20 protein-coding genes are annotated in these 20693 nt (G+C 69.6%); 2 read left to right on the forward strand and 18 right to left on the reverse strand.

Annotated elements, in window-relative coordinates; genetic code table 11:
* Positions 1-55: 55 nt before the first annotated feature.
* Entirely contained in the window at positions 56-349 is a 294-nt protein-coding gene (locus D7D94_RS08390) for a hypothetical protein (RefSeq protein ID WP_156242185.1), read from the reverse strand.
* A gap of 126 nt (positions 350-475) precedes the next feature.
* Entirely contained in the window at positions 476-2434 is a 1959-nt protein-coding gene (locus D7D94_RS08395) for a DHH family phosphoesterase (protein ID WP_173024262.1), read from the reverse strand.
* Positions 2435-2957: 523 nt separating this feature from the next.
* Here D7D94_RS08395 and mobC point away from each other — a divergent pair.
* Together mobC and D7D94_RS08405 are read left to right on the forward strand one after the other, a co-directional pair.
* The gene (mobC, locus tag D7D94_RS08400) at positions 2958-3599 is read left to right on the forward strand and encodes a plasmid mobilization relaxosome protein MobC (protein ID WP_156242187.1); all 642 of its coding nucleotides are present in this window, start codon (positions 2958-2960) and stop codon (positions 3597-3599) included.
* Positions 3600-3838: 239 nt separating this feature from the next.
* Positions 3839-5533, forward strand: a complete 1695-nt coding sequence (locus tag D7D94_RS08405) for a hypothetical protein (protein ID WP_173024263.1) — start codon at positions 3839-3841, stop codon at positions 5531-5533.
* Positions 5534-5691: 158 nt separating this feature from the next.
* Here the strand turns inward: D7D94_RS08405 and D7D94_RS08410 are convergent, their stop codons facing one another.
* The 16 genes from D7D94_RS08410 to D7D94_RS08485 all read right to left on the reverse strand — a co-directional run bounded on the left by D7D94_RS08410 (position 5692) and on the right by D7D94_RS08485 (position 20612).
* Positions 5692-6360: a copper resistance CopC family protein gene (locus tag D7D94_RS08410; protein WP_156242189.1), complete on the reverse strand. Its 669-nt coding sequence runs from the start codon at positions 6358-6360 to the stop codon at positions 5692-5694.
* Complete coding sequence (locus D7D94_RS08415) at positions 6357-8225, reverse strand: bifunctional copper resistance protein CopD/cytochrome c oxidase assembly protein (protein WP_156242190.1); 1869 nt, start codon at positions 8223-8225, stop codon at positions 6357-6359. The genes D7D94_RS08410 and D7D94_RS08415 overlap by 4 nt, the downstream gene beginning before the upstream one ends.
* Entirely contained in the window at positions 8222-8713 is a 492-nt protein-coding gene (locus D7D94_RS08420; RefSeq protein WP_156242191.1) for a DUF3515 family protein, read from the reverse strand. The genes D7D94_RS08415 and D7D94_RS08420 overlap by 4 nt, the downstream gene beginning before the upstream one ends.
* A complete protein-coding gene (gene lnt / locus D7D94_RS08425; RefSeq protein ID WP_343032131.1) occupies positions 8710-10278 on the reverse strand; it encodes an apolipoprotein N-acyltransferase in 1569 nt (522 codons plus the stop codon). Before lnt ends, D7D94_RS08420 begins: the two co-directional genes overlap by 4 nt.
* On the reverse strand, positions 10250-10924 hold the full coding sequence (locus tag D7D94_RS08430) for a DsbA family protein (protein WP_246171735.1): 675 nt from the start codon (positions 10922-10924) through the stop codon (positions 10250-10252). The genes lnt and D7D94_RS08430 overlap by 29 nt, the downstream gene beginning before the upstream one ends.
* The gene (resB, locus tag D7D94_RS08435) at positions 10921-12648 is read right to left on the reverse strand and encodes a cytochrome c biogenesis protein ResB (protein ID WP_156242193.1); all 1728 of its coding nucleotides are present in this window, start codon (positions 12646-12648) and stop codon (positions 10921-10923) included. The genes D7D94_RS08430 and resB overlap by 4 nt, the downstream gene beginning before the upstream one ends.
* Positions 12629-13363: a cytochrome c biogenesis CcdA family protein gene (locus tag D7D94_RS08440; protein WP_156242194.1), complete on the reverse strand. Its 735-nt coding sequence runs from the start codon at positions 13361-13363 to the stop codon at positions 12629-12631. Before D7D94_RS08440 ends, resB begins: the two co-directional genes overlap by 20 nt.
* A gap of 1 nt (position 13364) precedes the next feature.
* Entirely contained in the window at positions 13365-13976 is a 612-nt protein-coding gene (locus tag D7D94_RS08445; protein ID WP_246171736.1) for a TlpA family protein disulfide reductase, read from the reverse strand.
* 133 nt (positions 13977-14109) lie between these two features.
* A complete protein-coding gene (locus D7D94_RS08450; RefSeq protein ID WP_156242195.1) occupies positions 14110-14529 on the reverse strand; it encodes a hypothetical protein in 420 nt (139 codons plus the stop codon).
* A gap of 42 nt (positions 14530-14571) precedes the next feature.
* Positions 14572-16464 carry a heavy metal translocating P-type ATPase gene (locus D7D94_RS08455; protein WP_156242196.1) on the reverse strand — a complete coding sequence of 631 codons (1893 nt, stop codon included), beginning with the start codon at positions 16462-16464 and terminating at the stop codon, positions 14572-14574.
* A 233-nt stretch (positions 16465-16697) separates the two neighbouring features.
* Positions 16698-17078, reverse strand: coding sequence for a Cd(II)/Pb(II)-sensing metalloregulatory transcriptional regulator CmtR (cmtR, locus tag D7D94_RS08460; RefSeq protein ID WP_156242197.1), 381 nt, complete (start codon positions 17076-17078; stop codon positions 16698-16700).
* 18 nt (positions 17079-17096) lie between these two features.
* A complete protein-coding gene (locus tag D7D94_RS08465) occupies positions 17097-18044 on the reverse strand; it encodes a cytochrome c oxidase assembly protein (RefSeq protein ID WP_156242198.1) in 948 nt (315 codons plus the stop codon).
* A 10-nt stretch (positions 18045-18054) separates the two neighbouring features.
* Positions 18055-18393 carry a DUF6804 family protein gene (locus tag D7D94_RS08470; protein ID WP_156242199.1) on the reverse strand — a complete coding sequence of 113 codons (339 nt, stop codon included), beginning with the start codon at positions 18391-18393 and terminating at the stop codon, positions 18055-18057.
* On the reverse strand, positions 18390-18935 hold the full coding sequence (locus D7D94_RS08475; RefSeq protein WP_156242200.1) for a signal peptidase II: 546 nt from the start codon (positions 18933-18935) through the stop codon (positions 18390-18392). The genes D7D94_RS08470 and D7D94_RS08475 overlap by 4 nt, the downstream gene beginning before the upstream one ends.
* Positions 18925-19602 (reverse strand): copper resistance CopC family protein, encoded by a 678-nt coding sequence (locus D7D94_RS08480; protein WP_156242201.1) that lies wholly within the window; start codon positions 19600-19602, stop codon positions 18925-18927. Before D7D94_RS08480 ends, D7D94_RS08475 begins: the two co-directional genes overlap by 11 nt.
* Positions 19599-20612, reverse strand: coding sequence for a flavin-containing monooxygenase (locus D7D94_RS08485; protein WP_156242202.1), 1014 nt, complete (start codon positions 20610-20612; stop codon positions 19599-19601). The genes D7D94_RS08480 and D7D94_RS08485 overlap by 4 nt, the downstream gene beginning before the upstream one ends.
* Positions 20613-20693 lie beyond the last annotated feature (81 nt).

A 20693-nucleotide genomic window follows, 5' to 3' on the forward strand; every position in this document is an offset into this window, starting at 1 on the left:
ACGTCAGTCCGACGGCCAGGCGTGGCCAGAGGCGGCGCATGCCCAGCCATCGAGGTCATTCCTCGGGATCGGAATCGGGATCGGGATCGGTCTCGCGAACGATGCGCCAGCGCGAGTCGTACTCGCCGCTGAGCGGGTTGCGGTCGATGATGAGCACCACCCAGATCGGCCCCGCGAACCCGCAGTACGCGCATACGGGAGACGCGATCTTGCCCCACGCGCCGATCCGCGGCGGGTCGTCCCATCCCGGCTCGTAAGGGCTGCCGGGGAAGATGTCCTCCCGGTGATCGCACCGGCGGCACCAGCGTTCCCACTTCGGCTTGGCGGCCGGATCCCGACTCTTGTTCATTCCGTCTCCTCTCCTGCACCGTGGTGCTCAGCCCGGTAGTCGGGGCATGCGCGCGCGACGGGCCGACCGATCCGACGTGGTGTTCACGTCGTGTCGGTCGGCCCGCTGCTGGTGTTGTGGTCGCGGCTATTCGATGCCGTTGCCGACGGCGCGATCGACGACGGCTTGCACGCTCTCTTCACCGCGGAACTTGCTCGTGCCGAGGGTGACGCGCAACCGCAGCAGGCTGCCGCCGGGGATGTTGCTCTTCGCGAGCGAGCGCAGCACGAGCAGGTGGTGGGCGGCGTTCCACCACAGCACCTTCAGCCCGATCGGCAGCACCAGTCGCAGGTGCTGGTCGCTGGCGCCGAGGGTGGAGATCCCGCACTTCGTGAGGTCGACGATCAGCTCGATGACGGGACGTTCGAACCCGTGCCCGAACGGTGCAAGCGCGCGGATGTCGTCCGCGAGGTCCTTCAGCGCGTCGACGCTGACCAGACCCGCATGCGCGTCCGGCGTCGGCCCGAGGATCAGATCCGCCTGGTTCGCATGCTCGAGTTCACCGGAAGCCACCGCCCGTCGATTGAGTGCCTCCGCCGCGTCACGCATGTCGACGGCGAGCCGGAGCAGCTCGTTGCGGTCGGCGGCGTGCACACCGCACGCGTGCTCATGTCCAATCGCGGTATACCCCAGCGGGGTGAGCGTGGAGATGACCGGGAACCACTGCGGCGACCGCGCGGATCCGCTGACCGGGCCGCTCGGGTCTGCCGGACGACGCGCCACGACCGTGGGCCGGCCGGTGCTGGACGTCACGGACGCGGCGAGGAGGCCGAGCATCCCCACGGGTGCGTCGGTGAAGTAGACGCCGTAGGCCTGCAGGGGCTGGGCAACGTGATCGTTGCCGTCGACCTCCGCCCAAAGCCGGCGCAGGTACTGCGCCGACAACTCCTTGCGCTGTTCGTTGCCGTCGAGCAGCGCCGTGGCGTGGGCGTACTTCTCCTCCGCCGTGGCGGCGGTGAACACGCCGAACGCGTCGGCCATGTCCCCCTCGATGCGGCGGACGGCGTTGAAGGCCGGCGCGAGCTGGAAGCCGAAGAAGTCCTCGGTGAGCTCCGCGCTGGTGAGCAGCTTCCCCGGGGTAAGGCGGGGCTGGCCGCGCCAGTCGAGGATCGGGTCGCCGTTGGCATCGAGCATCGGCCGACGGTGCTCGCGGAACGCTTGCATCAGCAGGGCGAATCCCTCGAAGGCGCCGACGAACTCGGGCGAGTGGTCGTGGTTGCGGAGCAGGATCATCAGGATGCTGTCCTCGACGTTGTACTCGCGGACATCGTCCGGAGGGATCGGAACGTACAGCAGCCGTGCGATCGAGATCGCGTCGCGCACCATCCGCCTGTTCTCGTACAGCAGCGGCATCACATCGGAGACAGTGCCGATCCCCGCGAAGAGGCGCAGCAGTCCGATGGCGGTCACCTTGTGCTGTGCGTAGCGGCCGGCGTATGCGGTGAGCACCTGGTGGATCACGTGCGCACCGCAGATCCCCGGGTGCGCATAGGTCTCGCCGATGCGCGCGGGGTTCACCGCGATGTCCGCGTTGCACCCCGGGGCGAGCTCGACATGGTGGTCCGTGACGAGCGTGTGCAAGCCCAGCTTGCGCGCCTCAGCAAGACCTGCGTGGCTGTTGATCCCCGCGTCGGTCGTGATGATCGCCGCCGCGTGCGGGAACTGAATCCGCACATCCTGAATCGTCTCCGGCGTGATGTCGTGACCTCGCCGATAGTCGGGCACGTGCAACTGCACATCGAAGCCGAGTTCGCTCAGCCCCGCCCAGGCGATCACCCCCGACGTGACACCATCCATATCGAAATCGGGGACGACGACGATCTGCTCCCCCGCTTTCTGCATCCGCCGCAGTTCCTCGACCATCAGGCCAACGTTCTGCAGTTCCTCATGCGTGGCATCGTTGATCTCATCGAGGTACTCCTCCGTCCAACCGCGGTTGTCCTTCAGCAGCCGGAACAACGAGTCATCGAAGAACTCGTCCAGCGTCAGAATGTCGCCGCCGAAGTCGGCATCGACGGAGTTATCGGGGAAAGCAGGAATGCTCATATACGTCTCCAGAAGAGATAAGGGGAACGGTGTCTCACGCGTCCTTCCAGCTGCCTCCGCAGGAGCGCAGGCAGGCGATTGGAACGACGAGTCGACCGGCACGCGGATACGCGTGCAGGCCTCAACTCCTCCCTCGGGGCGGCCCTGCCGCCCCACTCCTCTCACCCCGATGACACCGGCGGCCGGCCCGCCCGGACGACCGGCGTCGTATCCGCAGCTCTCTCCGTTCCGGGACGGCGGTGCCGTCCCCCGTGGCTCCGCCGAAACGTCGGCCACGCCCCAGGCGGGGTCCGACGCCTTCGCTCGGAAGGGGTGGATCGAAGGAGGGGACCTGGCCCCTCCTCGCAAGCAAAGGCCCCGGGAGCGTGCGGCGGCGCGGTCCCGGGGCCGGCCCGACAGGATGGGCGAGCGACGCGAGAACGTAATACAGTCGGGTTGCTTGCTTCGAACTGCTCTTCGGTGTTGACTCGAACCCTGATCCAAGGGCTGGGTCAACACCGAAGAGCGGTGAGCGGAGGGCGCAGTGAACGACGAAGTCGTGAACATGGGGCGCCCGACCCGCGAGGGCAACGGAACGCCAGTGGAGGAGCCCTCGCGTCCGCACCCGAGTCCGAGCGCAGGCGAGGGCTCCGTGGTCGAAGAGCGCAGCGATGAGGCCACGCCCGCTAGCAAGCTCGTCCCGGTGCGGATGCGCCGGGACGAGCTTGCCGCGCTCGACGAGGTGCAGCGGCACCTCGGAGTGAACCAGTCCGACGCGCTGCGTCGGTCCGTTCTGCTCGTCGCGGCGGCCCTCGCCGCGACGCCTTCAGCCGATCCCGCCGAGCGAACCCTCGCCCGCCGGCTGGCGAAGAAGCTCACTCCCCGCCAACCTCCGGTGGTGTCCGATAAGGCACTGCTCGCGGATATCCGCGATCGCCTCGCGGAGGTCGCGCATCGGTATCAGCAACAGGCTTTCCAGTTGCAGAAGATCGGCAACAACTGGAACCAGATCGTCAAGGTCCTGCATGCTTTGAAGAACACCCGTGGGATGTTCGCGGGCATGCTCGCCCCGCTCGAATCCGCGATCCACGGTGTCGATCGTGCGCTGATCGATCTGGAATCGCGGATGACCCGGGACGCGGAGCGCGATGCCGAAATCAGCGAGAAGCTCGAGCGGCTGTTCTGATGCCGGTGATCTACATGACTGTGCACCCGAAGTCGGCACGACTCATCAGCTACACGGTCCGCGATAAACCGGGCCAGGGGGACGTTCCGAGGGTGTTGCACGCCGCCGGTGTCCGCTGCCGGCCGGAGACCTCCGCACGGGAGTTCGCGAGAACGCGGGCGCGGCACGGCACCCAGGGCGCGACGCGCAGATCACCGTCGAGGTATGCGCTTCCGGAGGAAGGCGAGACGGCCACACATGTGAAGCGCACGTACCCGGGCGGGCGCAGGTACTGGGCTCCGGCACGGGTGGGTGAGGCCGCGACGCACGTCCGCCACGAGGGCCGTCAGGTTCCCCAGGCCGAGGCGCGGCACGTGATCGTGTCGTTCGGGCTCGATGAGGTCAACCCCGACGACCCAGAGCAGGTCGCCTCCGCGTTCGAGTTCGTCGTGCGCATGCAGCGCACCCTGTACCCGGGCATCCAGGCGCACCTCGTCGGGCAGGCCGACGGCGACGGCCGTGCCTTCCACGTGCACATCGCCTGGAACGCCACCCTCCACAGCGACATGACCGTCGACGGGAAGACATACACCGCCGGGCGGAAGCTCGCCGGCGACCTCACCAACATCGACAAGGTCCACGAACGTGCCGACCGATTCCTCGCCGACCACGGCGCCGAGTACGGCCTCGGCCCGCAACGACTGCCGTCGGTGGCGGAGCGGAGGAAGCAGACCCGCAACGCCCGCGACCGCAACCGCGGCCACGACCGCACCGACAAGAGACGGTCCAACCACGACCGCATCCGCGACGCGTTCGAGACCGCGATAGACGACCCCCGCGCCGTGACGCTCGAGGCCTGGACAGCGGTGATGGCCGAGCACGGCGTCACCGTCACCGAGCCGGGATGGCGGCGGGGCAAACCACCTAAGATCGCCCGCCTCAGCTACCAGCTCGACGGCATGGCCACGCCCGTGCGGGCCAGCACCCTCGGGACTCACTACGACCACGCCAGCACACTGGCGATGCTCGACGACAACGCCTACGGCCGGCCACGACCCCCACGGCCCGCCGCGGTAAAGACTGGCCCGCCCCGGCCGGTCACGGAGCCGACCCCCGAGGAGCTCACTGAGGCGCATGCCGCCGTCGTGACGCTGGCGCGCGAGGAACAGCTGGACGCGTGGATCGACGACCGCGCCCGCGAAGACGGCTACGCGGACGGCGACGGGCAACTCGCCGAACGCGGCTTCTCCAGGCACAACCCCGACCTGCGCGCGCACCTCCACCAGCAGATGGCGATCTGGATCCAGCAGCAAGGCAAGCAGGCTTCCGAGCCGGAGCAGACCACGGAGGCCACGCAACCGCCCGCGCCGGCAGTGGAGCAGCGGAGGAGTGCATTCGATCGTGTCGTCGCGAACACGCCCTCGTACGAGGATCTCGTCGCCGCGGCGAACGAGGCCGCAGCAGAGACAATCGCTCAGGCCCGGCGCCGCCCGGCAACACCCGCGCCCTCCCCATCGGCGGCGCCAGAGCGCGCGTGGGCATCCGGGGTCGATGAGGACGCCGCCGGCACGCTCTACGTCCCGCACCCCGCGAGTCCCGCTGAGACCGACCGGGTCGACGAGCAAGCGCCCGTCGAGCATCCCACCCGCCGGTCACCCGCCACCCAGCCCACCCTGGACCTCGCGAGAGAACACGAGACAGCCGCCCAAGCGGCCGCTCTCTCCGAGGCAGAGACCGACGGCGAGAACGCCACAGGGCCGGCGGCATCGCCCCCGACGGTGCCGCAACTCACGGACGAGCCAGCGTCCGCCGAGCAGTCACGGCGCCCGACACAGCGAGGCGCTTCGCCACACGAAGCTCCGGAGCGCGCGCAGCGAGCCGCTCAGCGCTTCCCGGAGTTGCAGCCGGAGGAGGACGACGATCAAGCATCCGACAGCCGCCAGCCCGGCGAGTAGCCCCCGCTAGTTCGGCCGCATCGCGAAGCGCGAGCTCGATGGTGCAGCAGCACGATCCCTGTGCTCGGAGGCTCATTTCAGCGCGACGGGCACGCTCATGCTTCAGATCCTTCCAGATCTCCGCTGGACCACTTCGGCCTGTCGCACCGCGCCACGGCTCACCGCCGTCGGCGTGACTTCGCCCGCAGAGCGAGGAGACCCCCGATGAATGCAGCGACCAGCAGCACGCAGGCCCCGATGACGCCGGCCACCGCGAGCCCTTCGCCTTCGCTCTCGGGCGCTGCGTCTTCGGAGCTGCTCGGCTGCGGTGCGGGTGCGCTTTCGGAGACGTCCGCCGTCGGCCCGGGCTCCTGGCTGGGCTCGGGCGCGGCGCCGGGCTGCACGCGGGTGTCTTCGTTGCGGCAGGCGGGCTGATCCCATCCAAGCCCGGGCTCGGCGCCCTCTGCCGGGGCGTACGTGAACTCGTAGGACTCCGAGATCGGGTGGCCGTCACTGGAAACGGCGTTCCACACGACCGAGTAGGTGCCTGCCTCGCCGAGCGCGACTGGCGTCGTCAGGACGTTCATATCGATCGTCGAGCAGGACGTCTCGTAGTACAGGCCGTCCGGTCCCTGCACCCGCGCGTAGCTGGCCTGGCCGAAGTCGATCAGCTCCGCGCTGAACGTCAGAGCGACGGTGTCAAGTTCCGTGACGGTCTCTCCCGCGGCAGGTGACGCTTCCAGAAGGTTGTCGTGGGCGGACGCCGCTTGGGCGGGGACCAACGCGAGCGCGGCAACGGCGATGACGCCGACGAGAGCTCCGAGTCGTGTGCGGGGGCGGATGGTCATGCGGTTCCTTTCGATGAGGGCGATATGACGGGGCGCTGGCCGGTTCGACGCCCGACGGCGACCAGCGGGATGAAGGGGATCACGCCGATCGCGGCGATGAACCCGGCGACGCGCTGGTCCTCGAGCGCGGAGGGCCCCCAACTGCGGCCCATCGCTCCGAACCAGTCGGCGAAGGCGAGGCCAGGCTGAAGGACGTTCCACAGGCCCAGGGCGATCACGGCGACCACGACAGCGACCAGCCCGCCGAACCGGCTCACAGGCCGTGCTCTGGCAGCCAGGACGCTCCAGGTCAGGAGACTCCCGGCGGTGAGCGACTGGGCGATCAGCCACTCGTGTCCGAGCGGGTCGACGAGCGTCCAGGGCAGCACGCGGGTCGCCCCAACGCCCCACAGGGTCGCGACGACGGCCACGGTGGCTACTGCCGGGTGACGGAGGATCCGGAGCACGCGCGAGTCGGCTGCGACCTGGAGCCACTCGCGGATGCCGCGGCTGCCGTCGTTGCGATGTTGGATCGCCTCGACGGCGAGTCGATGCGGAGCACCCAGGACGAGTAGGGGCGGTACGACCAGGAGCAGCAGGATCCTGCTGAGCATGTTCATGCTGTGCAGGTAGTCCCCATACGCGGCGATCGGCCCGGACGTGGTCCAGAACAGCAGCGCTGCTCCGCAGATCCAGAAAGCCGTTCGCGCCGGCGGCCAGCCGCGGCCGGTGCGCCGCAGCCGGCGCACTCCGGCGAGGTAGAAGAAGATCCCGGCAGCGGCGGCGACCGCCCACAGCAGGTCGGGATCCCACGCTGTGAGCCACGCGAGCGGCGTCAGCTCCGGCGGCAGCGGGGCTTCGGTGAGGATCTCCGCCGCCGTGGTCAGCGCCGGGGCGAGCACGTCGGCGGGTGCCGGGGTGCGGGCGAGCGCGGCGGCGGCACCGCTGGCGATCCCCATGATGGCCAGCTCGGCGGCGACGATCGCCCAGAACGCGCCGCCTCCGGTGGCGGTCATCCGCGGGACGAGACGGCGGCGGTAGAGCACGCCGACCACGCCGAGGGCGAGTAGAGCCGCGGCCTTCACCCCGAGCAGCGCGCCGTATGGGCTGAGGAGTTCGCGCGGGTCGGTGATCGATGTGAGCATGCGTGCGACGCCGGAGACACCGACGAGCGTGAACGAAGCGAGCGCGAGGGTGGAGTAGCGTTCCACCACGGTCCGCACCCGACTGGCCGTGAGCACAGGCCGCAGGACCACGAGGGTCACGAGCCCGCCGAGCCAGACGGTCGCGCCGATGACGTGCAGGATCAGCGCCATGACCGCGGCGTCGTGATTGGCGAGGGTGCCCGAGTGTCCCTGGGTCGCCATCGGCACCAAGGCCGCGATCGCCAGCACGGCGGTGGCGAGCGTCGAGACCCAGTTGCGCACCGCGAACGCCAGAACCGTGATGAGCGCGGCCGCGATCGTGCTGATCAGCCACACCCGACCGAGCTCCGTCTCGGTCAGATACCGCCCGAGCTGCTCACCGAACGCGGGGCCGGCGGACACCTCTGGGTTGAACGTGGATACGAACGTGAGGAAGCCGGTGACGCCGCTGGTCACGGTGAACACCGCCGCAGACGCGGATGCCAGGTCGAGAGCGAGATCGAACTCGCGCTCCCCCGCTCGTAGGGCGAACACCGCGACGACGAGGCCTCCGACCATGGTCGCGGCGGAGAGGTTCACGAGAAGCTTCACGACGGGCAACCCCCAGCGGATGGCCGCGCCGGGATCTGAGACCACGCGCGGGGCTGCACCGCCGCCGATCAGCAGCCCGAGGATCAATGCAGCCAGCGCGGCAAGGAGAAGGATGAGGGGGCCCGCGAGCCGGAGCATGCGCGAGGTCACTCGTCATCTCCTTCATCGGCATCCGGCAGGTCTGGGGAGGTGCATGCGCCGGTCGCGGGCAGCTGCTGGACCGCGTTGGAGAGCAGGCCGAGCACCTCATCGGCGGACACGACCGTCGTGTCGACGAAGGCCTGAGCGGCGGGCTCGCGCCCGTACGTCGTCAGGCGCAGGTTCGGTGTCTCGGCCTCGTCGACGATCCAGTCCACGCCGCCGATGCTCACGCACTGCAATGTCGTCGGGGCCGGAGGCTCGAGACCGCAGCTGAACACGACCGCGGTCGGGTCACCCCAGGCGCCGGTCGCCTGGGCGTCGGTCCACTGGCGGTCGAGGTCGCCGACGCTGTCGGGCAGGCGGACGGATACGTCCGCGCAAGCCGGGGTCGCCGCGTCCGCGGCGGACTCGAGGGTGACCGTGTAAGCACAGCCGGTGAACGTGACCGCCCCGACGAGGAGAGTCGCGAGGGACAGAGCGAATCGGCGCGGGTTCATGAGGGGTTCCGTTCGTCGAGGCGAAGCGCGGCACGGCGGCGCGTGACGCCGAGGAGCAGGAGAGCGACGAGTGCGCCGGCGGCAGCGAGCACGGTCGGCCACGACCCCAGCACCACGGCGGGCGTGAGGCCGGTACGCAGTGGGACCTCACTTACGCGGGCTGCCGTGGTGCCGGCCGCCGCTCCGTCGAGGACGGTGCCGTCAGGTGCGACGATCTGGCTGGTGCCGGTCGTGGAGATGTTGGCAACGGCGCGGCCGGCCTCGATCGCGCGCATACGAGCGATGGCGAGCTGCTGGAGGTTCTCGTCGGTGCCGCGGAAGTCTGCGTTGTTCGTCTGGAACACATACGCCTCCGCGCCGCCGAGCGCGCCGGCGCGGATCACGTCGTCGTAGATGACGTCGAAGCAGATCGCCAGACCGAGTTCGACGCCGCCCACCGTGACCACGGGCGGGTTGGCGCCCGGGGTGTACTCGCGCTGGATCAGTCCGATCAGGTCCGGGGCGATCGCCTGGTAGAGCCATCGGTCTGGCACGTACTCGCCGAACGGCACAGGGTTGGCCTTGTCGTGCAGCTGCGGTGCCCCCTCTCCCGTCCACAGCAGGGATGTGTTGTACGTGTCATCACCGCGCTGGGTGGCGGCGTTCGCGAGCAGCGGCGCGCCTGCTCGGCCCACCACGTCGTCAAGCACGGCTGCGGTTGCGGGCCGGCTCAGCGGATCGGAGTCGACGGCCCCCTCGGGCCAGACGAGCAGGTCCACGTCCTTGTCGAGCAGCGGGTCGGTCGCGGTGAAGTGTGCAGCGAGGAGGTCGCCGGCGGCGCGCTCGTCGAAGTACGCCGATGGGCCGTTCGCCTGTACCCAGCCCATCCGCAACTCGCCCGCCGGGGTCGTCGGGAACGCCGGCAGCAACGCAAGCGCCACGCCGGCTGCGAGTGGGACGAGGGTACGGCGCGGCGCACGCGCACGCATCACCTCGATCGCGGAGGCGCACAGTGCGACGACGAGGAACGACAGCCCGCCCGTCCCGGTCCACGACGCGACCTGGGCGAACGGGCCGTCGACTTGACTGAGCCCGATCCGTGCCCACGGGAATCCCGTGTACGGCCACGTCCCCATGATCAGCTCCCGAAGGGTCCACAGCCCCGCGACGAGCAACGGCAGCAGTACGACGCCGCCCCGTCGTGGCGGGAACAACCGGTATGCGAGAGCGATCGGCACCGCCCCGGCCGCGAACAGCACGGCCTGCAGCGCGGCAAGAGCGACCCAGGGCAGCGGGCCGAGGAACTCCCCTACCCAGACGAGATGGAGAGGGAAGAACCCGGCGCCGAACGCCAGCCCGACTGCCAGCGCACCGGGGACGCTGCGCCCGATCAGCGTGACGAGACCGAGGCTCGCGGCGATGATCGCGGCAGGCCACCAGCCGACCGATGGGTAGGCGAGGTCGAGGATCAGGCCGCCGGCCAGCGCCAGTGGCGCGGCGAGGCGCATCCGCAGCGGCGGGCGCTCTTTCCCGGGCGCCGTCGGGTCCGGGGCCGTGTCAGTCGGCGATGGCGCGGTCGAGGGCATCGGTGAGGTCGGTCAGGGCGTTGAGCTCGAGCTTCTCGCCGTCGAGGAAGAACGTCGGCGTGCCGGTGACGCCCATCTCCTGCCCTTCCAGGAAGTCCTCCTCCACGCGCTCCTGCGTGGCCGGGTCGGCGACCGCTTCGTCGTAGGCGTCCATGTCCAGCCCCAGCTCCTCGGCGTACCCGCGGAATCGGTCGGCCTCCGACTCCGAGCCCTCGCCCCACTCGATCTGAGTCTCGAACATCCGGTCGTACATCTCCTCGAACCGGTCCTGCTGGGAGGCGGCCTCGACCGCGAGGGCCGCGTTCATCGAGTTGAAGTGACCTGGAAGCGGGAAGTACCGCACGACGTAGTTGATCTCGCCGGCGTACTGCTCACGGATCTCCTCGACGTACGGGTAGAACGCTCCGCACGCCTCGCACTCGAAGTCGAGGAACTCCACCAGCGTGGGCGCGTCCGGGCCGACCTCGTCGAGCACGTGCGAATCGCTGCGGGTGCCGGGCAGGGCGCCCTCGTCCGGGGTCACCGGAGCAGGCCGGGTGACGTTGACATACACGATCGCGACGATCACCAGGACGATGACGACTGCGGCGGCGATCAGCGTCGCCTTCACAGGCGTCGGCAGCTTCTTGCGGGCGGGGGCGGTCACGGGGTCTCCTTCAGTACGGGCGTTTCGGTGGGATGGTCGGTGACGGCGGCGAGATGGTCGTCGCGCAGCCGCGACACGACCTGGGAGAGTTGAGGGTCCTCGCCGCGGGCGAGGCCGGCGTACTCGAGACGCAGCCGACGCTCGCCGTCCGCGGATGTCGATATCGCGGCTTTCATCCATAGGCGACGGCGGGGCACGAGCAGCGCGGTGATGAGCCCGGCTGTGGCGACGGAGGCGAAGACGAGCACCCAGACGGCGCCGCCGTCGCGCTGGATCTGGAGCGACACGAACCGCTTCACGGAGGCGAGCAGGTCTCCGGTGCCGGAGGCGTCCTCGAACGTGATCGTGCCCCAGCCGTTCGGCAGGTCAGCGGTTGCACCTGGGGTGAGCTCGATGGACTCGAGTCCCGTGTCGCCACCGGTGACCTGGGTCATTCCGGACGTATCCAGCGTGTACACGGAGCGGGGTGTGCCGTCGTCGATGCCGAGGCTGCCGGAGAACACGTTGAACGTGACGACGGGGTTGACCAGGTCCGGGTACACGGACGTGTAGGCGCCACTGGCGAGCGTGCCCTGGGTCGGGTAGAAGAAGCCGACCAGACCGATCTGCTCGGGCAGTCCGTCGGGAACCTTGAGAATGCCGAGGGAGGTCATCATCCCGTCCTGCGGCAAGAACGGCTGCGACTCGCTGTACACGACCTCGCCCTCCGCGTTGCGGATCGTGATGGTCGGGGCATACCCGTTGCCGAGCAGGTAGAGCCGATCCCCTGCGACGTCGATCGGATGGTTCACGCGGACGACGTCCTTGCGGGCCTGCGTTTCCCCTGGGGTGCGGATCGTCAGCCGAGCGGCGAAGTCGCCTGCCTGGCCGGCGCCGGGCGTCCCGGGGAGCTCGTAGGTGACGTCGAACCGGTCGAGGGTGAGGGAGTACGGGGCGAGCGCGGTGTCGTCGACGAACCGGCCCGGCGTGAAAGACGAGTAGTCGCTGAGGCTGTTCACGAAGGTGGAGTTCTCGACGATGACCCGTTGCCCCGTGTAGGCGAAGCCGCCGGTGATGAGGACGGAGACGAGCACCCCGACCAGTGAGGCATGGAAGACGAGGTTCCCGGTCTCACGCAGGTAGCCGCGTTCGGCCGACACGGACCACACGCCGAGCGAGTCGTAGCGTTCCGTGCGGTACCCCTGACGGCGGAGCTGTCGTTCTGCGACCGCGACCGCTTCTGCGGCCTCCGTCTCCGCGTCCAGGTGGGCGGGCACGTGCACGTCCTCAGTGAGGTGATCATCGAGCCGCTGCAATCGGGCGGGCGTGCGAGGCGGGCGGGAGCGCAGCGCCTTCGCGTGGTGGCGGATACGCGGGATGATGCAGCCGATGAGCGAGACGAACAGCAGCAGGTAGACGGACGAGAACCACACCGACCCGTAGAGATCGAACATCTGCAGCGTGTCGAGCACCGGCGCGATGTCGGGGTTATCACGGAAGAACTGGGTCACGCCGTTGGGGTTCGCGACCCGCTGCGGGAAGATCGAGCCCGGCACAGCGATCATCGCGAGCAGAAGGAGCAGCACCAGCGCCGTACGCATGCTGGTCAGCTGGCGCCAGGCCCACCGCAGCCACCCCGTCACTCCGAGCATGGGCGAGACGATGCGCTCCTCGTCGCCGCGGTCGATGTGGTCTGCGGGACGTGCGGGATCCGTTACGACGGGTTCAGAGCGGGAGGGTGACATTCAGCATCACCCCCTGCAGCACCGACATGAGCCGGCCCCAGGCGCCGGTGACCATCAGCGCGCCGAGCAGCACGAGGACGGTGCCGCCGGCGATGTTGAAGGCTCGGATGTGACGACGCACGAACGCGACCGAGCGGGTCGCCCAGCCCAGGCCGAGGGCCAGCAGCAGGAACGGCAGACCGAGCCCGAGCGAGTACGCCAGGCCGAGCAGGCCTGCCCGCCATGGATCGCCGAGGTTCCACGACACGGACATGATCGCCGCCAGCGTCGGGCCGATGCACGGCGCCCACCCGATGCCCAGGGCGACGCCCAGCAGCGGTGCGCCGATCAGGCCGAGTCCGCTGCGCGTGCGCAGCCGGACGGTGCGCTGTGCGCCGCGGAAGACGCCGATGAACACCAGCCCCATCACGATGACGAACACGCCCAGGATCCGCGTGAGGACGGCCGAGTACTGCAGGAAGAACATCCCGAACACGCCGCCCAGGATGGTCACGGCCAGGAAGACGACCGTGAATCCGGCGATGAAGAGTCCGACGCCGGCAACAAGTCGCCCGCGCCCGGCGGCTCCTTCCGGTGCGCCGACGGCGGATCCGAGGTACCCGAAGTATCCAGGGACCAGGGGCAGCACGCAGGGCGAGACGAAGGAGACGAGTCCGGCGAGGGCAGCGACGAGGATGGCGAGCCACAGAGCCCCGTCGACGACGATCGCTCCCATCTCAGCCGTCCTCGGCGAGCACGTCGGACACGAGCGTCGACAGGATCGACGCCGACTGCAGCTGACCGATGATCCGCGCCGCGACCCGGCCCTGCCGATCCATCACCAGCGTGGTGGGCGTCGCCTGGATCGGAGTCGCGGCAGCGAAGGCGAGCTTCACCTGGCCGCCGTCCGCATCGATGACGCTCGGGTACGTGATGCCGTTGTCCGCAGCGAACGCGCGGGCGGTGGCGGGCTGGTCGTAGATGTTGATGCCGAGGAATCCCACGTCCTCGGCCTGATACTTCTGCCATACCTCTTCGAGCATCGGCGCTTCGGCGATGCAGGGGCCGCAAGCTGCGTACCAGAAGTTCACGACGTACACCCGGTCCGCGAACTCGACGTCGGAGACAGCATCACCGTACTCGGTGACGCCGTCGAACACGACCGGATCGCCGCGCTCTTCGGCGGCGATCGACTCGACGCGGAAATCACCGGATTCATAGGTCTGGTTGCCGACGTCGTACTCGGCCGCGACGCCGTCCTGCGGCGCGCAGCCGGTGAGCACAGTAAGCAGCATCGCGCCGAGAACGGCCGTCGTGGCGCGGGTACGGGACGGGGATCGGGTTGGCATAGGGCTCTCCTAGGACGGGCGACAGGTCCTGCGCATGCCCGAGCGTCGTCGCTCACCGCGGCGCGCGCCGCGAGCGGTCGTCCTCAGGACATGCGAACGACGCGCACCCGCAGGTGGCGTCGCGGGGAACCGGTCAGGTCCGGGAGATGCCCAACAGAGTCGTTGTCACCATAGGCGAGAAGACACGCTTCTGTGGGAGCAGTGCGGACAGCCACCGGCCCGCGACCGACAGCACCACCGGAGTGGGACGGCCGCCCAGCGCACGCCACGCGAAGATCGCCAGGAGCACGCCGCACAGCGCGCCCAGGACACAGAGCCCGGCCACGCCGAGCTCGTCCTCCGCGGGAGCGACCGGGACGATCACCTCGGCGTCAGAGGTCGGAGTAGCGGCGGCCGAAACGGAGACAGGCAGCACCGAGCCGCCCTCGAGGCTCTCGTGCGCGGGCGACGTCCAGATGCCCAAGAGCAACAGCGCCGCGGCTCCGACAGCCAGCAGGAGCCGCACCACCGACCCCCGGTCACGGCCGGGGGTCGGAAGGGCGGTCGGGCTCATGGGTTCCAGGGTAGTCGCGGCGGCTGGGAGGACCGTCCCGCCCTAAGCGAGCGTGTTGGCGGGGGCCGACTCGTCCCGCATCGCACCGATCAGCGCGGATCGTGGGCGCCGTGTCGCGCGGACGCCGTTGACGATGACGACGAGCTCGGCGATCTCGTGCACCAGCACCACGCCGGCGAGCCCGAGCACCCCGAACAGCGCGAGGGGGAAGAGCACGATGATGATCGCGAGGGCGAGCCCGATGTTGGCGGTCATAATGCGCCGTCCTCGGCGGGCGTGGGCGATCGCGGCGGGGATGAGTCGCAGGTCGTTGCCGGTGAAGGCGATGTCGGCGGACTCGACGGCGGCCGCCGAGCCCTTCACGCCCATCGCGATCCCGGTGGTCGCCGTCGCCAGGGCCGGGGCGTCGTTGATGCCGTCGCCCACCATCGCGACGGGGCCCTCGGCGACCAGCGCAGCGATCGCGTCGGCCTTGTCCTTGGGCAACTGTTCGGCGCGCACGTGGGTGATCCCGGCCTGCGCGGCCAGCGCCCGCGCGGCGCGCTCGCTGTCACCGGTGAGCATCACGGTGTCGATCCCCTGCGCGTTCAGCAGCCGGATCGTCTCGGCCGCCTCCGGGCGCAGCTCGTCGCGCACCCCGATCAGCCCGGCGATGTGTCCGTCAGCCTCGACGACGACGGTGGTCATGCCCGCCTCCGCCATCTCGTCCGCGCGGGCCTGCAAGGCACCGGGGTTCAACCAGCGAACATTCCCGACCCGCACGGCGGTGGCGCCGACGCGGCCCGTGATGCCGTGCCCCGGCTCCTCTGCGACATCCCGGCCTGGCGCGGTACTGGGCGATGCGGCGGTGATCGCCGCCGCGAGCGGGTGCGTGCTGGAGGACTCCAGCGCCGCGGCGAGGGCGAGCACGTCGGCACGGGAGCGACCGGGAGCGGCAGTGACCTCGACGACCTCGGGTTCGTTGCGGGTGAGGGTGCCGGTCTTGTCCAGTGCGACAGTGCGGATCGTGCCGAACTGCTCGAACGCCTCGCCCGACTTGATCACGACCCCGTACTTCGACGCGGAACCGATCGCGCTGATCACCGTCACGGGTACCGCGATCGCCAGCGCACACGGTGACGCGGCGACCAGCACCACGAGGGCACGCTCAATCCACAGGCCAGGGTCACCGACGAGGAACCCGAACGCGACGATCAGCGCGGCGACGATCAGCACGGCCGGGACGAGGGGACGGGCGATCCGGTCGGCCAGGCGCGCACGCTCGCCCTTGCGGGCGTGCGCCTGCTCGACGAGGTCGACGATCTGGGTAAGCGAGTTGTCACGCCCATCGGCGGTGGCCTCGATCCGCAGCGTCGCCGACCCGTTCACGGAGCCTGCCGCGACCGCGCTGCCCGGGCCGACCTCCACCGGGATCGACTCACCCGTGATCGCCGAGGTGTCCAGGCTCGAGCGCCCTTCGACAACGACGCCGTCGGTGGCGACGCGCTCCCCTGCGCCGACGACGAGGATGTCCAGCTCGCGGACGTCGGCGGCGGGAATGGTGACGTCACCGGAGAGACGTGAGACGCGGACGCTGTCGGGGATGAGCGACAGGAGCGCGCGCAGTCCCTCCTTCGCGCGGTCCATCGCCCGGTCCTCCAGCGCCTCGGCCAGGGAGAACAGGAACGCCAGGGTGGCGGCTTCGCCGACGTGACCGAGCAGCACGGCGCCGATCGCGGCGATCGTCATCAGCAGCCCGACGCCGAGACGACCGCGCAGCAGTCGGCGGATCGCGCCGGGCACGAACGTGTACGCCCCGGCCAGCAGAGCGCCCCACTGCAGGATCAGCGCGGGGACCTCCGCACCCGACCACTCGAAGATGTACCCGCCCAGCAGGGCGACACCAGCGATCGCGGACGGCAACAGCGCCGCATCCCGCCACCACGGCGGCCTCACCTCGAGCTCCGCGCCGTGATCGTGCTCGTCATCGTCATGCGAGTGCTTCGCGGTCTGCTTATCCGAGCCGCAGCACGCATCGCCCCCGTCATCATGCCCGCGGCGCGACCTGGGGGCGCGCTCGTCCACAGGACCGCAGCAGGCGTCGCCCGCGGCGGGCGGCGTGCTCAACTGCAGTCGACGAGCGGTCGTGGTGGTCTTCCGAGGCTCGTCCGGGCCGCAGCACTCCTCGCTCACTGCGCGACCTCCGGTGCGACCGCGCCGGCACCGGGGCCGCAGCACAGCGGCACATCGCAGTCGTCATCCACGCACGGCACGCCGTCGTCCACCGCGAGCACCGTCTCGACCAACATCGCGATCGCCTTCGTCAGATGCGGATCCGCGATCTCGTACCGCGTCTGCCGCCCCTCAGGCGTCGCGACGATCAGACCGCACCCCCGCAAGCAGGAGAGATGATTGGACACGTTCGTGCGCGTCAGCTCCAGGTCTCTCGCCAACCGCGCCGGGTATCCGGGCTCCTCGAGCAGCGAGAGCAGGATCCGGGATCGGGTCGGGTCGGCCATGGCCCGGCCGAGCCGGTTCATCACGTCAAGCCGGGAAGCAATGGTCAGCATACGGTGACTATACATCAATCAGTGACCATTTCCGGTGCGCTTCTGTAACCGCTCGAGATACGCGTTGTAAGCGTCGAGGTCATCGTCGCCGTGCACGTCGGCGTATCGGTCGTGCGCCCGCGCTCGGGCCGTGTCATCCCGGAACCAGCGGTGCATGATGTACAGCACCATGAACAGGGTCGGCGCCTCGCCGTACGACCAGGCGAGGGCGCCGGCGACGCGCTGGTCTTCGAGCGGGTCGAGTCCGAGGACTGCGGTGCTCTCGGCGAAGGTGCCGATCATCAGGGTGTTGCTCATCATGATGAACACGCCGAAGAACGCATGCAGCGCGGCCTCGGCGAACAGGTCCAGCGCTCGCGCGCCGTAACTCATCCGCACAGGCAGCGGGTCGTCCGACAGCACCGGAATCGTGAAGAGCATGCCGGCGAGGAAGAACCCGATCTCGAGCGCCTGGTGCCCACCGGGCAGGCGCAGGATCGGGTCGGCGAGGTTGTCGAGGTAGAGGCCGTAGAACGCCAGCAGGTACAGCGGCAACGCCACGGCGGGACTCAGCGCCCACCGTGCGGCGCGGCTGCGCAGCGCGCCGTGCGCAACGCTGAGCACGGCGCGCCCGAGCCCGCGGTGTGGTGTGGCGCGCAGCAGCAGCGTGCCCGGTGAACCGAGGACGAGCAAGGGTGGAATCGCCATCATCAGGGTGAGCTGCTGGAACATGAACACCGAGAACTGCGCGTACCCGTAGCTCTCCACGCCGAGCCCCATGACGATGACCAGCGCCATGCACCCGGCCAGGAAGCAGAGCGTGCGCGAGATCGGCCAGCGCCGCCCCTTCCGCCAGAGCCGGATTGCGCCGGCGAGGTAGGCGACGGCGAGCAGGATCCCGAGGCCCGCGAGCGGGGATGGCGGGTACGGCCCTACGGCGAAGTACTCGAGCAGCCCTGGCGGCGGCAGGTGCGGTGGCGATTCCATACCCGTGATGTCAGGAAGGCCGTGGAACCTTGATGAGGGCGCCCGCGGCGAGGAACGTCACCGCGGCCACCGGCTGCGCTGCCGTCCACACGGGACCCTCGAACGGGAACGGGTAGACGGGGTTCCACAGCACGGTGATCGCGGCGAAGACGACGATCCACCACCACTGGCGTGCCTGGAACGCGAACCATGCGGTGATCATGGCGAGGATCGCCACGATGAACAGCACGACCATCGCCCACTCACCGCCGAGCAGCAATGGCGCGAGGACCAGCGTCGGCGCTGCGATCAGGCTCGGGGCGAGCGCGTTGCGCTGATACATGGAAGGCGTGCGGGGGCGTCGGTTCATGATTCTCCGTTTCGGGTCGCGGGACGGATGGGGAGGCCGGGCCTGCGGGCGGGCGCGGCGCGTCTCGTTCGGCTGCTCTTCCGGAGCAGGTCGAGGACGAGGACCGCTCCACCGATACCGAGGGCGACGTCGGCGAGGTTGCCGATGAACAGGTCGCAGTAGGCGAGGAAGTCGATGACATGCCCCCGTCCGAACGAGGGCGGAGCGAACAGCCGGTCGACCAGGTTCCCGAACGCTCCGCCGAGGATGAAAGCCAGCCCGAGCGCCCGTCCCGTGGTCCGTGCGCGCAGGAGCGCTGCGCAGACCACGACGGTGAAGCCGACGCCGATGAGCGTGATCAGCCAGGTCTGGCTCGCGCCGAGCGACAGCACAGCGCCGGGGTTGTAGGCGAGCTGAAGCCCCAGGAGATCTCCGAGCAGCGGGATTCGCTCCGCCCCGGTCAACTGCGCGACGGCGAGGGCCTTGGTCACCTGGTCGATCATCAGCACGGCCGCCGCGACCGCACACGCCATCGCAAGCCGCAGGGCGCGCTCACGCCTCATCGGAGCCCCGCGCGTCTCGCCGTTTCCGTTCGCGCCGCATCATCAGGACCATCCCCCCGACGGGGGCGATGATCGCGATCGGAAGCATGATGCCGATGAACGGCAGGAAGATGTCGTCCGTTTGCGGGGCCGTGCCGGCTTCGTAGCCGGATGGAGTCTCCTCGGGGTGAGGCGAGGTCACCGCATCTGACGTGGGATCCGGCGAGGGCTCAGGCGTGCTCAACGAGGGATCGATCGTGTAGATGTACTCGCCCTCTGCCGACTCGGCACCGCTGGAGGTGATCTGCCAGCGGACGAGATACTCACCAGGCGCCGCGTCCGCTGCCAGGTGTTGTGTGGCGCTGGCGTCGCTGAAGCCGACGTCGTCCGTGGCGATGTTCTCACCCGACGGCGCGATCACCTCGATGCGGACCACATCGTCCAGACGCAGATTCTCATCGAAAGTCAGCGTGATCTCGTCCGGTGCGGTCGCCATGGTGGAGTCAGCCGTTGGATAGGAGGAGACGAGGTCTTCGGCAGCGAACGCGGTCGTCGACGCGCCCAGCGTCAGGCCGGCCCCCGCGAGGACCGCGAGGATCAGGATCCTCGCCGGTCGCCGGGTCCTCGGCTTGCGGCTCGTCCACGCGCGCGTCGGTTCGGGTTCGTATGTCACGTCGTCTTCCTTCATGGCCGGTTGGTGATGTGTCGGGCGATCGTCGCGGCGTCTCGCCAGGTGCCGTGCAGGGTCTCGGAGCCTCGGTGCCCGTAGCCCGGCATGCCGGCGACGAACAATCCGGGTACGCTCGTGCGCGTTCGACCACGCGAGTGGCCACGGACCTCGGCGGGCAGCCAGTCGTCGCCTGGCAGGTATCCCGTAGCGAGGATGACCGACGCCGGCGTCAGATGACGCCCATCTGCGAGCTCCACCTCGGCCCCGCTCGCCCGGGCGACGGCCGGGACGACGTCGATGCCGTCCCGATGGAGATCCGCGTAGCTGTCACCGAACAGCGGCTCCGGCCGGGTGCCGCCGAGGACGCTCCGACGACGGCCGGCAGCCCACGGGAACGTGGCGATGTGTCGGTAGCGGCGCGGGCTGCGCACGGCGAGCGAGACTCGGTGCGTCCCGCTCAGCTCGCGGGCGATCTGCACCCCGGCGTTCCCTCCGCCCACGATCAGCACCTCGCCGGGCGGAATGTCCACCGGCGACCGGTAGGCGCTGCTGTGCAGCATGCGGCCAGGTGGAGTGAGGTCTCCCGCCCAGGAGGGAAGGCGGGGCCGGGCGTTCGCACCCGTGGCGCAGACGACGTTGCGGGTCTGCACTTTCCCCGCACTCGTCTCGAGCAGCAAGGTCGCGCGTGACCCCACGCGGTGCAGACCGGTCGCACGCACACGCCACATAGGCGTGACGCCCAAGTGCTTCTCGACCGCACTGAGATAGGACGCCACCTCGTGCGCCCGGGGTCGGACTCGCGGCTCGCCGGGAAACGACAGCACAGGCAGCGCGCTATGGCGAGCGTCGCTGAACAGCGTCAGCGACCGCCAGCGGCGTTCCCAGCTGCGCCAGCCCGCAGCTGCATCGATGACGACGAAGTCACGCTGCGGGGAGAGGCCGCGCGCGATCAGCGCCGCGGCGACAGCGAGACCGCATTGGCCCGCGCCGACGATGATCGCACGACGATGCGACAGATCGATCTTCATGCTCGGTGCGCTCATGCGACGAGAGCGATCACGGCGACGAACGACCACACCAAGGCGACGGCCAGACAGACGGTCAACAGG

It is taken from the genome of Microbacterium oryzae (genome assembly GCF_009735645.1).
GTDB lineage: Bacteria > Actinomycetota > Actinomycetes > Actinomycetales > Microbacteriaceae > Microbacterium > Microbacterium oryzae.

Bases quoted from the DNA above. Each gene is read 5' to 3' on its own strand.
- D7D94_RS08390 (WP_156242185.1), bottom strand. From the start codon at position 349: ATGAACAAGAGTCGGGATCCGGCCGCCAAGCCGAAGTGGGAACGCTGG.
- D7D94_RS08395 (WP_173024262.1), bottom strand. From the start codon at position 2,434: ATGAGCATTCCTGCTTTCCCCGATAACTCCGTCGATGCCGACTTCGGC.
- D7D94_RS08410 (WP_156242189.1), bottom strand. From the start codon at position 6,360: ATGACCATCCGCCCCCGCACACGACTCGGAGCTCTCGTCGGCGTCATC.
- D7D94_RS08420 (WP_156242191.1), bottom strand. From the start codon at position 8,713: ATGAACCCGCGCCGATTCGCTCTGTCCCTCGCGACTCTCCTCGTCGGG.
- lnt (WP_343032131.1), bottom strand. From the start codon at position 10,278: ATGCCCTCGACCGCGCCATCGCCGACTGACACGGCCCCGGACCCGACG.
- resB (WP_156242193.1), bottom strand. From the start codon at position 12,648: ATGTCACCCTCCCGCTCTGAACCCGTCGTAACGGATCCCGCACGTCCC.
- D7D94_RS08440 (WP_156242194.1), bottom strand. From the start codon at position 13,363: ATGGGAGCGATCGTCGTCGACGGGGCTCTGTGGCTCGCCATCCTCGTC.
- D7D94_RS08445 (WP_246171736.1), bottom strand. From the start codon at position 13,976: ATGCCAACCCGATCCCCGTCCCGTACCCGCGCCACGACGGCCGTTCTC.
- D7D94_RS08450 (WP_156242195.1), bottom strand. From the start codon at position 14,529: ATGAGCCCGACCGCCCTTCCGACCCCCGGCCGTGACCGGGGGTCGGTG.
- cmtR (WP_156242197.1), bottom strand. From the start codon at position 17,078: ATGCTGACCATTGCTTCCCGGCTTGACGTGATGAACCGGCTCGGCCGG.
- D7D94_RS08465 (WP_156242198.1), bottom strand. From the start codon at position 18,044: ATGGAATCGCCACCGCACCTGCCGCCGCCAGGGCTGCTCGAGTACTTC.
- D7D94_RS08470 (WP_156242199.1), bottom strand. From the start codon at position 18,393: ATGAACCGACGCCCCCGCACGCCTTCCATGTATCAGCGCAACGCGCTC.
- D7D94_RS08475 (WP_156242200.1), bottom strand. From the start codon at position 18,935: ATGAGGCGTGAGCGCGCCCTGCGGCTTGCGATGGCGTGTGCGGTCGCG.
- D7D94_RS08480 (WP_156242201.1), bottom strand. From the start codon at position 19,602: ATGAAGGAAGACGACGTGACATACGAACCCGAACCGACGCGCGCGTGG.
- D7D94_RS08485 (WP_156242202.1), bottom strand. From the start codon at position 20,612: ATGAAGATCGATCTGTCGCATCGTCGTGCGATCATCGTCGGCGCGGGC.